The sequence below is a fragment of the Delftia sp. Lp-1 genome (assembly GCF_020523835.1).
GTDB classification, from domain to species: Bacteria; Pseudomonadota; Gammaproteobacteria; order Burkholderiales; family Burkholderiaceae_C; genus Comamonas; species Comamonas acidovorans.
The window spans coordinates 515653-528161 of sequence record NZ_JAJALJ010000004.1; the positions used below are offsets into that span (position 1 = coordinate 515653).

11 protein-coding genes are annotated in these 12509 nt (G+C 68.7%); 8 read left to right on the forward strand and 3 right to left on the reverse strand.

Going from position 1 to position 12509, the window contains the following annotated elements; translation table 11 throughout:
• Positions 1-12 precede the first annotated feature (12 nt).
• The gene (locus LGR64_RS27575; protein WP_141832996.1) at positions 13-1719 is read left to right on the forward strand and encodes an acyl-CoA dehydrogenase family protein; all 1707 of its coding nucleotides are present in this window, start codon (positions 13-15) and stop codon (positions 1717-1719) included.
• A gap of 45 nt (positions 1720-1764) precedes the next feature.
• Positions 1765-3285 (forward strand): class I adenylate-forming enzyme family protein, encoded by a 1521-nt coding sequence (locus tag LGR64_RS27580; RefSeq protein ID WP_141832998.1) that lies wholly within the window; start codon positions 1765-1767, stop codon positions 3283-3285.
• Positions 3286-3326: 41 nt separating this feature from the next.
• On the opposite strand, the gene LGR64_RS27585 is transcribed toward LGR64_RS27580, so the two are convergent.
• Both LGR64_RS27585 and LGR64_RS27590 read right to left on the reverse strand, forming a co-directional pair.
• Positions 3327-4439: a siderophore-interacting protein gene (locus LGR64_RS27585; RefSeq protein WP_141833000.1), complete on the reverse strand. Its 1113-nt coding sequence runs from the start codon at positions 4437-4439 to the stop codon at positions 3327-3329.
• A gap of 123 nt (positions 4440-4562) precedes the next feature.
• Positions 4563-5591, reverse strand: a complete 1029-nt coding sequence (locus tag LGR64_RS27590) for a helix-turn-helix transcriptional regulator (protein WP_141833002.1) — start codon at positions 5589-5591, stop codon at positions 4563-4565.
• 135 nt (positions 5592-5726) lie between these two features.
• Here LGR64_RS27590 and LGR64_RS27595 point away from each other — a divergent pair, with 135 nt between their 5' ends.
• From LGR64_RS27595 to LGR64_RS27605, 3 genes are all read left to right on the forward strand, one after another.
• Complete coding sequence (locus LGR64_RS27595) at positions 5727-6926, forward strand: threonine ammonia-lyase (RefSeq protein ID WP_141833004.1); 1200 nt, start codon at positions 5727-5729, stop codon at positions 6924-6926.
• A gap of 106 nt (positions 6927-7032) precedes the next feature.
• Positions 7033-7182: a hypothetical protein gene (locus LGR64_RS27600; protein WP_013800017.1), complete on the forward strand. Its 150-nt coding sequence runs from the start codon at positions 7033-7035 to the stop codon at positions 7180-7182.
• 325 nt (positions 7183-7507) lie between these two features.
• Positions 7508-9373 (forward strand): phosphoenolpyruvate carboxykinase (GTP), encoded by a 1866-nt coding sequence (locus LGR64_RS27605; RefSeq protein WP_071953918.1) that lies wholly within the window; start codon positions 7508-7510, stop codon positions 9371-9373.
• Between the two features lie 143 nt (positions 9374-9516).
• Here the strand turns inward: LGR64_RS27605 and LGR64_RS27610 are convergent, their stop codons facing one another.
• Positions 9517-9936 carry a hypothetical protein gene (locus tag LGR64_RS27610; protein WP_141833006.1) on the reverse strand — a complete coding sequence of 140 codons (420 nt, stop codon included), beginning with the start codon at positions 9934-9936 and terminating at the stop codon, positions 9517-9519.
• A gap of 141 nt (positions 9937-10077) precedes the next feature.
• On the opposite strand from LGR64_RS27610, the gene LGR64_RS27615 reads away from it, so the two are divergent.
• From LGR64_RS27615 to LGR64_RS27625, 3 genes are all read left to right on the forward strand, one after another.
• On the forward strand, positions 10078-11037 hold the full coding sequence (locus LGR64_RS27615; protein WP_013800015.1) for a LysR family transcriptional regulator: 960 nt from the start codon (positions 10078-10080) through the stop codon (positions 11035-11037).
• Between the two features lie 48 nt (positions 11038-11085).
• Positions 11086-11985: a metallophosphoesterase gene (locus LGR64_RS27620; protein WP_230357412.1), complete on the forward strand. Its 900-nt coding sequence runs from the start codon at positions 11086-11088 to the stop codon at positions 11983-11985.
• Positions 11986-12048: 63 nt separating this feature from the next.
• Positions 12049-12471, forward strand: a complete 423-nt coding sequence (locus tag LGR64_RS27625) for a universal stress protein (protein ID WP_012202049.1) — start codon at positions 12049-12051, stop codon at positions 12469-12471.
• Positions 12472-12509: the final 38 nt, after the last annotated feature.

Here is a 12509-nt window from a genome sequence, read left to right on the forward strand (position 1 = left end):
ACGGAGACACGCATGAGCACCGGCCAGACATTGCAGACAGGGCACACCTGGAACACGCACGACGTCCTGAACCAGGTCGACGAACTCACCGACTTCAACCTGCTGGAGGCCGACCCTGCCCTGGCCGAGGCCCTTCAGCGCAACGGCGCCGCGCGCCACATCCCTTCGCTGTCGCGCTATGCGCAGCAGCTGGGCGAGCGCGCCACCTGGGAGCTGGCCGAGCAGGCCAACCGCCACACGCCCGAGCTGCACCGCTTCGACGCGCGCGGCCGCATCATCGACGCCGTGGAGTTCCACCCGAGCTGGCACACGCTGCTGGGACTATACCGGCAGCAGGGGCTGATCTCCCTGCCCTTCGAGGACAGCAGCGCGGGCCGCTGGAGCGCCTGGGCCGCAGGTTTCTACCTGCACGGCCAGGTCGAACAGGGCACGCTGTGCCCGGCCACCATGACCACGGCCGCCATCCCGCTGCTGCAAAAGGAACCGGCGCTGTGGCAGCAGCTGCAGGGCAAGCTGTTCAGCCACGAATACGATCCGCGCGACCTGCCCGTGGCCGACAAAGCATCGATGTGGCTGGGCATGGGCATGACCGAGAAGCAGGGCGGCTCCGACGTGCGCGCCAACACGACGGTGGCCATGCCGGTGCACGCCGGCGGGCGTGGCGGCGAGTACCTGCTGCGCGGCCACAAGTGGTTCTTCTCGGCACCCATGTGCGATGCCCACCTGGTGGTGGCGCGCATGGGCACGAACGAGGGGAACCACGGTGGCCAGGCCTGCTTCTACGTACCGCGCTGGCGCCCGGACGGCAGCAGGAATGCCGTGCGCGTGCAGCGCCTGAAGGACAAGGTGGGCAACCGCAGCAACTCCAGCAGCGAGGTGGAGTTCGAGGACGCCTGGGGCATCCTGATGGGCGAGGAAGGCCGGGGCATTCCCACCATCATCGAGATGGCCACCTACACCCGCCTGAACTGCGTGCTGGGCAGCGCCGCCATCCTGCGCTCGGCCACGGTGCAGGCCCTGGCCTATGCGCGCCGGCGCAGCGTCTTCGGCAAGCAGCTGGCCGAGCAGCCGCTGATGCGCACCGTGCTGGCCGATCTGGCGCTGGAAAGCGAGGCCGCGCTGCAGATCGCCATGCGCCTGGCCCAGGCCTATGAGCGTGGAGGCGACGAGGGTGATCCGCTGGAGCGCGCCTGGAAACGCATCATGACGCCAGCGGCCAAGTTCTGGGTCTGCAAGCGCGGCGTGGAGCTGACGGGCGAGGCCATGGAGGTGCTGGGCGGCAACGGCTATGTGGACACGGGCGTGATGGCGCGCCTGTTCCGCGAGGCGCCCGTGAACTCGATCTGGGAAGGCTCGGGCAACGTCATGTGCCTGGACGTGCTGCGCGCCATCTCACGCGAGCCCGACGGCGCGCAGCTGCTGCTGCAGGACCTGATCGACACGGCAGCGGGCGAGCCCGCGCTGCTGCAGCAGGCGCAATCGCTGGCACGGCGCCTGTCCGGCCCGCCTGACCAGCTCGAGGCCCAGGCACGCCGCCTGGTGCAGGACCTGGTGCTGCTGGCCCAGGCCTGCCTGCTGCGCCGCCATGCGCCGCCCGCCATGGCCGATGGCTTCATCGCCACGCGCCTGGGGGCGCAGCAGGGCGCCATGGTGGCGGGCGCCTTCGACCCGGCAGGCCTGGATATCGCCGCCATCCTGCAGCGCGCGCTGCCCGCCTGAAGCGGCCGCCGGCCCACCACACAACAAAGCACAAGGAGACAAGACATGAACCTGCTCGACGCCTTCGACAGCGCCGTGCGCAAGACGCCCGCCAAGGCCTTTCTGCGCGACCGCGGCGCCTCCATCAGCTATGCCGACATGCAGCGGCGCTCGCAGCGCGCGGCCGCCGTGCTCCAGGCCCAGGGCGTGGGCCGAGGCGATACCGTGGCCCTGATGTGCCTGAACACGCCGGGCTTTGTCGAAGCCCTGTTCGGCGCCTGGCGCCTGGGCGCCGCGCTGGTGCCCGTCAACCACAAGCTGCAGGCGCCCGAGCTGCAGTACATCCTCGACCACGCGCAGTGCAAGGCCCTGGTGTTTGACGCCGCACTCGCGCCCGTGGTCGCCGCCGCGCCACACCCCTGCGCCCGCCTTGTGACCGAGGCGCAAGAGGCCGTCCCGGGTGTCCAGGACTGGGACACGCTGGTGGCGGCCGCCAGGCCCATGGAAGGCACGCGGCCCGCCGATGGCGACATCGCCCAGGTGCTCTACACCTCGGGCACCACGGGCCGGCCCAAGGGCTGCCTGCTGAGTCACCGCGCCGTCACGCTGGCGGCGATCACGGCCGCACTGGGCCTGTCCATCACGCGCGAGGAACGCACGCTGATGGCCATGCCCATCTGGCATTCCTCGCCGCTCAACAACTGGTTTGGCGGCACGCTGTACATGGGCGGCACCGTGGTGCTGCTGCGCGAGTACCACCCGCAGCATTTCCTGCAGGCCGTGCAGGACGAGGGCGTGACGCTGTACTTCGGCGCCCCCGTCTCCTACTTTGCGCCGCTGCAGATGCTGCCCGACTTTGCCCGCTACGACCTGAGCAGCGTACGCGCCTGGGTCTACGGCGGCGGCCCCATCGGCGCCGAGATGGCACACAAGCTGGCCACGGCCTACCGCAGCGACCGCTTCTACCAGGTCTACGGCATGACCGAGACCGGCCCCACGGGCACCACGCTCTACCCCGAGGAGCAGGTGGAGCGGGCAGGCTCCATCGGCCGCGTGGCCCTGCCCGGCGTGGACATGCGCGTGGTGCGCGACGACGGCGAGGATGCCGGCCCCGGCGACACCGGCGAGATCTGGCTGCGCACCGGCAGCGTGATGGACGGCTACCTGCACGACGCCCAGGCCACGGCCGCCGCCTTCGCACCGGGCGGCTGGTACCGCACGGGCGATCTCGCGCGGCTGGACGATGCGGGGTATCTCTTCATCGTGGACCGGACCAAGGACATGGTCATCACGGGTGGCGAGAACGTGTATTCCAAGGAGGTGGAGGACGCGCTGTCGGCCCATCCCCAGGTCGCCGATGTCGCCGTCGTGGGCAGGCCCCACGCCGAATGGGGCGAGACCGTCGTCGCCCACGTGGTGACGCGCGGCGAGGCCGCGCCGCAGGCCGAGGCACTGCAGCAGTTCCTGGCCGACAGGCTGGCGCGCTACAAGATCCCGCGTGAATTCGTCTTTGCGGCCAGCCTGCCGCGCACGCCCACAGGCAAGCTGCAGAAATTCCTGCTGCGTCAGGAGCGCAGCGCCACCTGAGGTGCCGGCCTCCTGCGTGGCTGCGTGGCCTACTCCGCGGCCTACTTCGCTGCCTTGAAATCCGACTCGCTCATGCCGCGACGCCAATAGGCCACGACCAGCTGCTCGTGCTTTTCCAGACCGCGCTCCTCGCGCGCCCACTGGCGCACGGCCTGGGCGGTGTCGAACTCGCCAGCGGCCCAGACGAAGCGGCTGGCGGGATGACCGGCCAAAGCATCCGGCCAGCGCACGGCGCGCAGCGCGTCGATCAGCAGCGTGGTGGTGCCGGCCTCGGCAGCGCCGCGGTGCAGCCAGTGCCATTGCAGTCCTTCGGGCGCCTGCACGGGCTGCTCGTCCTGCGGACCCTGGACCTCGGCAAACACATGGCCGCGCGTGTGCGCCGGCAGGGCAGCCGCAATGCGCAGCATGGCCGGCAGGCCGGTGTCGTCGCCGGCCAGCAGCATCCAATCGGCCGGGGTGGCCGTGCGCCCGCCGGGGCCGGTCATACCGATGCGCTGGCCCGGCTGGGCGCGCGCGGCCCAGGCGGACCCGGGGCCTGCGTCCTCGTGCAGCACGAAGTCCACGTCGATCCATCCGTTGGCGCCGTCTTGGGCCATTCCCATCGCACGCATGGTGTACGTGCGCATGTCCAGGCGCATGTCGCCCTCGGGCAGGCGCAGCAGGCCGCTGGCCGACAGCGTGGGCCATTCGGGCTCGGCCACGCCCGGCTGCGGAAACAGCAGCTTGACGTGGATGTTGGTGTCCTGCGCATAGCGCGCCATGTCGTCACAGGCAAAGCGCACGCGGCGCATGTGCGGCGTGAGATCGCGCACGGCCAGCACCCGCAGTTCGCGGAAGGCCGGCGGGCGCTGCAGCGCGGCGCCATCACCCTCCCAGGCCAGGGAGCCGTCAGCGGCGCCCGTGGCCTCCAGCAGCAGGTGCGCCAGCATGAGCTTCATGTCCTGCAGCAGCTCCACGCCGGGTGCCGCCACCTCAGCATGGACCTGCCGGCCCTCCAGCCACAGCTGGCCCCGGCCGCCTTCGTAGTCGGCCACCCAGCGCGTGCCTTCGCGGCGCACGGTGATGTCGTGCTCCTGCATGTGCCCGACGATGGCGGCGATGGCCTCCTCGGCCCTGTCCATGCGCACCGAAGTGCGTGCCTGCAGCTGTGTCATTGACGGATGTCCTTTCGTTCGGTGATTGCAGCATCGCCCGGCGCCCGCGGGGTTTGCGCCAGCCCCGCCGACGTTTGCGCAGCGCGCCCATAAGCCCAAAGCCCCATACGGCGGCCCTGGCCCTCAGAGCCTGGCGCGCACCAGCTTGGGAGAGATGCCGAAGCGGCGCTTGAAGGCCGTGGAAAAGTTGGCCGCGCTGGAATAGCCGGCCCCATGCGCGACCTCGGCCACGCTGCAACCCGTCTGCTCCAGCGCGGCCCAGGCGCGTTCCAGCCGCTGCTCGCGCCGGTACCCGTCGATGCTCGATCCGTAGGCCAGGCGGAACTGGCGCTGCAGGGCGCTGGCGCTCAGGCCGACCTCGCGCGCGATCTCGGCCAGCGGGCGGCAGCCGTCGCCGCCGCTGTCCAGCAAGGCCTTGAGGCGCGCCATGCGCCGGTGTTCGCGCACGCCCAGCACGCCCGGCACGGTCTGCGCCGGATCGGGCTCGGGCGCGTCCAGCGCCTGCACGGCCTCGTGCACCAGCTCCAGCGCGCGGCTGGCCAGCAGCAGGGGGGCAGAGCCTTCGCGCGCCAGCTGGATGATCTGCTCGGCCACCGCCACGGCGCGCGGCGATGGCTGCCAGGGCTGTATGGCCAGCAACTGCTGCTCCATCCAGTGCCGCAGCAGCGGTGGCGCGACCATGGGCAGGGCCTGGGCGGCAAACCATTGCGGCTGCACGGTGATGCTGAGCTTGCGCTCGAACTTGCCGCGCCGCCAATGCCGCATGAACATGTCGCCGGGCCGCGAATGGATGACGGCGCCGCAGGCCTGCACATGGGCACCGGCCGGGCTGGCGGGCGCCACCTGCATCTGCAGGCCCTGGCTGCCGAAGGCCACGTCCACGCAGCCCTCCAGCAGCACGACCAGATGCAGCCCCGGCACGGCCGGCGAACGCGTGCTCATGGTGCGCAGGTCGCGCGCCTCCACGCCATGCAGCCACAGGCCGGGCTGGACCTGCCAGGACTGCAGGTGCCCGGCCAGCAGCGCGTCCTCGGCCGTGACCTCGGCGTCGAGGATGCGGTAGTCGGGACCGCTGAAGTCGCAGGCACGCAGCGTGCCCCGCCCCAGCCAGCGTGGAGGGCGTGCAGGTGTTTGGACAGAGGAAAGAGCCATGGCCAGCCGGAGCGGTGCGCGCCCCACAGACAAGAATGATTCTTATTTTATGGATCGCGCCGGTGCGGCGCTTTCTGCGGGGAATCCATGGCGTGCCCTGCCGCGCGCCCGGGCCGCCGTGCGCCACAATGCGTGATGCTCAGCCTCCAAGACATCCAGAACGCCGCCGACCGCCTGCGCGGCGCCGTGCTCGAAACGCCCTGCGTGGAATCGCGCACGCTGTCCCAGATCACGGGAGCGCAGGTCTATCTCAAGTTCGAGAACCTGCAGTTCACGGCCTCGTTCAAGGAACGCGGCGCCCTCAACAAGCTGGCCCAGCTCTCGCCCGAGGAGCGCGCACGCGGCGTGGTCGCCATGAGCGCCGGCAACCATGCCCAGGGCGTGGCCTACCACGCGCAGCGCCTGGGCGTGCGTGCCGTCATCGTCATGCCGCGCTTCACGCCGGGCGTGAAGGTGGAGCGCACGCGCGGCTTCGGCGCCGAGATCGTGCTGCACGGCGACTCCCTGGCCGAGGCGCGCCAGCATGCCTACACGCTGGCCGAGCAGCAGGGCCTGTGCTTCGTCCACCCCTATGACGACGAGCAGATCGCGGCGGGCCAGGGCACGCTGGCGCTGGAGATGCTGGCCGAGCAGCCGGATCTGGACCTGCTGGTCGTGGCCATTGGCGGCGGCGGCCTGATCGCGGGCGTGGCCACGGCGGCCAAGGGACTGAACCCGGGCATCGAGATCATCGGCGTGCAGACCCAGCGCTTTCCGTCCATGTTCAATGCCGTGCGCCAGGCCGGGCTGCCCATGGGCACCTCGACCATCGCCGAGGGCATTGCCGTCACCCAGCCCGGCGCGATCACGCAGGAAGTCGTATCGCGCCTGGTGGACGACATGCTGCTGGTCGATGAAGGCGACATCGAGCAGGCCGTGCTCATGCTGCTGGAGATCGAGAAGACCCTGGTCGAGGGTGCGGGCGCCGCGGGCCTGGCCGCGCTGCTGCGCCATCCGCAGCACTTCGCGGGCAAGAAGGTGGGGCTGATCCTGTCGGGCGGCAACATCGACCCGCTGCTGCTGGCGGCCATCATCGGGCGCGGCATGGTGCGCTCCGGGCGACTGGCGCGCATCAAGGTCAGCGCACGCGACGTGCCCGGCGTGCTGGCGCGCATCACGGCCACGGTGGCGGCGGCGGGCGCCAATATCGAGGAAGTCCACCACCAGCGCGCCTTCACCATGCTGGCCGCGCAGAGCGTGGAAATCGAGCTGGTGCTGCAGACCCGCAACAAGGCCCACATCGAAGAGGTCATCGCTTCCCTGCAGGCCGAAGGCATGCAGGTCAACGCCGTCTAGAGCCCTAGCAGGCCCCTGGCCCCTTGTGTCATGGCTTTCCCCGAAGGCGCTGGCGGGCAGGCCTGCCTAGAATGGGGCATCCCCATTGGCAGCCAGGAGCTTTTGCATGTCGCATGATCCCGCAGCGAACCACGGCGAGCAGTCGCCCCCCGAAGACGCCACCGAGGCCATCGTCCCCTACATGCCCGTCATCCTGCCCCTGGCAGGTGCCGTGATGATGTTTCTGCTGGCCTTCATCGCCGTCAACATGGCCTGATACGGCCCCTTCGCCCCCTGCACCAAGCCCCGCTTTGCGGGGCTTTTTGTTTGCCTATTGCATAGGCAAACAGACAGATCATTTTGCATATTTCAATGCGCAGAATGCATAGTTTTTGCTATTCGTTTGCTGACAAATTCGTGACCGCTCCCTAGAATCGAATCCCCAGCCGGTGCGCCGCCAGCTTCCGCCAGCGCCGCCTCGCCGCCCCGAGAAGAGCTTCCTTCGCGCGCCGACTGAACAAGAGCCCGTTTCTCAAAGTTGGCGCGGCAACAGGCGTGTCCCCTTTGAAAAACTGGTTTTTTCAATTGAAGGAAGCTCCGCGATGAACGCACCCGTCATGCAAGGCCTGAACATCCAGGCCCCTGCCTACGTCAAGAACAGCCGACTGATCGCCTGGGTGGCCGAGATGGCCGCACTGTGCAAGCCCGCCCGGATCCACTGGTGCGACGGCTCCCAGGAAGAGTACGAGCAGCTGTGCCAGCAGCTCGTCGATGCCGGCACCTTCAAGAAGCTCGATCCCGTCAAGCGCCCCGGCAGCTACCTGGCCTGGTCCGACCCGTCCGACGTGGCGCGCGTCGAGGACCGCACCTACATCTGCTCGGCCAACAAGGAAGATGCGGGCCCGACCAACAACTGGATGGCCCCGAACGAGATGCGCGCCACGCTGCAGCCGCTGTTCGACGGCTGCATGGCCGGCCGCACCATGTATGTGGTGCCTTTCTCCATGGGCCCGCTGGGCTCGCCCATCGCCCACGTGGGCGTGGAGCTGTCCGACAGCGCCTATGTGGCCGTCAACATGAAGATCATGACCCGCATGGGCCGTGCCGTGTATGACGTGATCGGCGTCGAAGGCGAGTTCGTTCCCTGCGTGCACACCGTGGGCGCGCCCCTGGCCGAAGGCGAGAAGGACCAGACCAGCTGGCCCTGCAACAAGACCAAGTACATCGTCCACTACCCCGAGACGCGCGAAATCTGGAGCTATGGCTCGGGCTACGGCGGCAACGCCCTGCTGGGCAAGAAGTGCTTTGCGCTGCGCATCGCCTCCACCATGGGCCGCGACCAGGGCTGGCTGGCCGAGCACATGCTCATCCTGGGTGTGACCAACCCCCAGGGCAAGAAATACCACGTGGCTGCGGCCTTCCCCAGCGCCTGCGGCAAGACCAACTTCTCGATGCTGGTGCCGCCCAAGGTCTTCGAAGGCTGGAAGGTCACCACCATCGGCGACGACATCGCCTGGATCAAGCCCCAGGCCGACGGCTCGCTGCGCGCCATCAACCCCGAAGCCGGCTACTTCGGCGTGGCTCCGGGCACGAACTACCACACCAACCCCAACTGCATGGCCAGCCTCGACAAGAACGTGATCTTCACGAACGTCGCGCTGACCGATGACAACGACGTGTGGTGGGAAGGCATGGACAAGGACACCGGCAAGCAGCCCGATCACCTGATCGACTGGCAAGGCAAGGACTGGACGCCCCAGATCGCCCGCGAGACCGGCGCCAAGGCTGCCCACCCCAACGCCCGCTTCACCGTGGCCGCGACCAACAACCCCGCGCTGGACGAAGCCTGGGACGATCCCAAGGGCGTGAAGATCGACGCCATCATCTTCGGCGGCCGCCGCTCCACCACCGTGCCGCTGGTGACCGAGGCCCGCAACTGGACCGAAGGCGTCTACATGGCCGCCACCATGGGTTCGGAAACCACGGCCGCCGCCTTCGGCGCCCAGGGCGTGGTGCGACGCGACCCCTTCGCCATGCTGCCGTTTGCCGGCTACAACATGAGCGACTACTTCCAGCACTGGCTCACGCTGGGCGCCAAGATCGAAGGCCAGGGCGCCGCCCTGCCCAAGATCTTCACCACCAACTGGTTCCGCAAGAACGCCGACGGCAAGTTCGTCTGGCCCGGCTACGGCGAGAACATGCGCGTCCTGAAGTGGATGATCGACCGCCTCGAAGGCCAGGCACAGGGCGAGCAGACCGCCTTCGGCATTGCGCCCCAGTACGCCGAGATCAACTGGACCGGCCTGGACTTCTCCGCCGACCAGTTCGCCAGCGTGACCAGCATCGACAAGGCCGCCTGGGCCGAGGAAATGCAGCTGCACACCGAGCACTTCGACAAGCTGGCCCACAAGCTGCCTCAAGAGCTGCTGGTGACCAAGGCCGAACTGGAAAAGCGCCTGGCGGCCTGATCCGGCGCCAGCCCATGGAAAAAGCCTCGCAGTGCGAGGCTTTTTTTGTGGCGTTTCAACGACGCCCCCCAGACAACAAAAAAGCCGCGCCTTGTGGGCAGCGGCTTTTTTGGAGGAGCGCCGAAAGGCGCCCCAGGCAGAGATCAGTTGCCTTGACGATCCATGGCGCGGGCCAGGTCGGCCATCAGGCGGGCGTCCTGCAGGGCGGCATTCCAGATGCGCTCGTCGGCGGCGGCCTGCTGGCGGCTCTCGGTCCAGGCGCGGTAGCCGGCGCGGACCGTCATGGCAGCGCGGCGGGCGGGAGCGGAGAACAGGGCCAGGCCCATGAAGGCGGCAACCCACAGCACCACCCAGGCGCCCAGCATGTGGCCGTCGGTCCAGTTGTGGGCGACCTCGTTGACCACCACCATCAGCGCGGCCACCAGGGCAGCGAGCAGCAGGGCGCTGGCGCCACGCTTGCCGGAGAAACGCTTGGCAGCGCTCTTGCGGTCATCGGCGGCTTGATAGACATGCACCACACCAGGGTGCTCGACACAGTAGGAGTTGTAAATGAAGTTGCTCATGGCAGATAAACCCAGTTAAATAGCCGCTTTTGACGGCGTGGCGGGCGACTAGGTGTAACTATAGGGTTTACCCTAGAGCTCTTCAAATTTATATCTTGAATCTGTAGCATTCACGCCAGTGATGACTCAGCGCCCGCCGCCATGTCTGCCCTGAACTTCCGCACACTGGATCTGAACCTGCTGCGCGTCTTCGACGAGGTGATGGCAGAGCGCAGCCTGACGCGGGCGGCCCACAAGCTGGCCATCACCCAGCCGGCCGTGAGCAACGCCCTGCGACGCCTGCGCGAGGCCCTGGGCGACGAGCTCCTGGTGCGCCAGGGCCAGGGCGTGGAGCCCACGCCGCGCGCACTGGCGCTGTGGCCCGTGATCCGGGAGGCGCTGCAGCAACTGCAGGACACGCTGACGCCGGGCGAATTCCATCCTTCCACCGCCACCGCCACCTTTGTGCTGGCCATGGCCGACGCCACGGCCGCCACGCTGATCCCGCCCATGTTCAGCCTGCTGGAGCGCGAGGCGCCCGGCGTGGGCATCCGCGTGCTGCCGCTGACCACGCGCGACCCGCGCGGCCTGCTGGAGGCCGGCGAGGCCGACATGGCCGTGGGCTACTTCCCCGCCGCGCTGGCCGACCTGACGGCGCGCGCGCAGTCGGGCGCCCTGGTGGCCTTCGACAGTCGGCGCCTTTATGAAGGCGAGTACCTGTGCGTGATGCGCCAGGGCCATCCCCTGGCCGATGTGCCGCTGACGCTGGACAACTACTGCGCGGCGCGCCACATGCTGGTGAGCTTCTCAGGCCGCTCCTTCGGTTTCATCGACGAGGCCCTGGCCTCGCTGGGCCGCACGCGCCAGGTGGTGCTCACCGTCAACCAGTTCTTCACGGCCGGGCGCGTGGTCATGAACTCCAACCTGCTGACCATCCTGCCACGCCACTTCGTGCCCGTGACCGGCATGGCCGACAAGCTGGTGCTGCGCGAGCTGCCCTTCGACGTGCAGCCCGTGCATGTGGATGCGCTGTGGCGCCGGCGCGGCCAGCATCCGCAGGCCTATGAATGGCTGCTGCGCACGCTCACGCGCTCGGCCGAAGCCACCTTCCCGCACACCTGAGAGCGTGTTGCGGGGGCGCGCGCCAGCGCAGGTTCTACACTTGGCCGCATGAAGATCCAGCTGCTGTCCGACCTGCACCTCGAGGCCCATCCGCATTTCATCGCCGAGCCCGCACCCGATGCCGACGTGCTGGTGCTGGCCGGCGACATAGGCTCCTACCAAAGCGGCAGCCTGCTGCAAGGCGAGCACTTCGGGCTGGAGCGTTTCTCTCCCCTGCCCCAGTACGCGGGCTGGCCCTGCCCCGTGATCTTCGTGCCGGGCAACCATGAGTACGACATGCAGGACTTCGACGCCGCCCATGCCCGCCTGCGCGCCGCCTGCGAGCGCATGGGCATGGTCTGGCTGGAGCGCGAGACCGCCGTGCTGGGCGGCGTGCGCTTCGTGGGCACCACGCTGTGGAGCGACTACGACGCCATGTCCATGCACGAAGGCGTGACCGACCTGACCCGGCTGCTCAAGCTGCGCGAGAAGGCCTTCCGCGCCGCCAACTTCTACCTGCACAAGACCGGCGGCACGCGCGGCGGCGAGCCCTTTCTGGCCGAGCCCATGCGCGAGCAGTCGCTGGTCTGCCAGCAATGGCTGCGCCAGGCGCTGGCCCGGCCTTTCGATGGCCCCACGGTGGCCGTCACGCACTTTGCACCCAGCCTGCGCAGCGCCGATCCGCGCTATGGCCTGGTGCCCGGCACGGCCGGCTTTTGCAATGTGCTCGACGACCTGCTGCCCTTTGCCGATCTGTGGCTGCACGGCCACCTGCATTCGCCCAGCGACTATGTGGCCGAGGGCCTGCGCGACGATGGCAGCGCCTGGCGCTGCCGCGTGGTGGCCAACCCGCTGGGCTATGCACGCAAGGGCGAGCAGGAGGGCTTTTTCCCTCGCTCTACCATCGAGTTGCCGGCGCACATGACCGCAGGGGCGGCAGAGGTGGCAGATGCGCCGGTCCGCGCTTGACCTGGATCAAGCACTCCATCCCGGCTTGGGCTTAGTCTTGGGCCATACCAAAGGAGGACTTTCATGAACATCCTGCTCGCAGTCGATGGCAGCCCCTACACCCAGAAGATGCTGGCCTACCTGACCTCGCACCCCGAGATCCTGGGCTCCGCCCACAGCTACAGCGCCATCACCGTCCAGCCCCAGCTGCCGGCCCGCGCGCGCGCCGCCCTGGGCAAGGAGGTGGTGGACGAGTACTACGCCGAGGAATCGACCAAGGTGCTGGACCCCGTGTGCAGCTACCTGGCCGAACACGGCGTGCAGGCCACGCGCCTGAGCAAGGTGGGCCCGGTCGCCGACTCCATCATCAAGGCCGCCGAGGAAGGCAAGTTCGACCTGCTGGTCATGGGCACGCATGGCCATGGCGCGCTGGGCCGCCTGGTCATGGGCTCGGTCAGCACCCAGGTGCTGGCCGGCAGCCAGGTGCCGGTGCTGCTGATCCGCTGATCCGCTGCACCGTGGACATGCGGCGCCCATAACCAGAA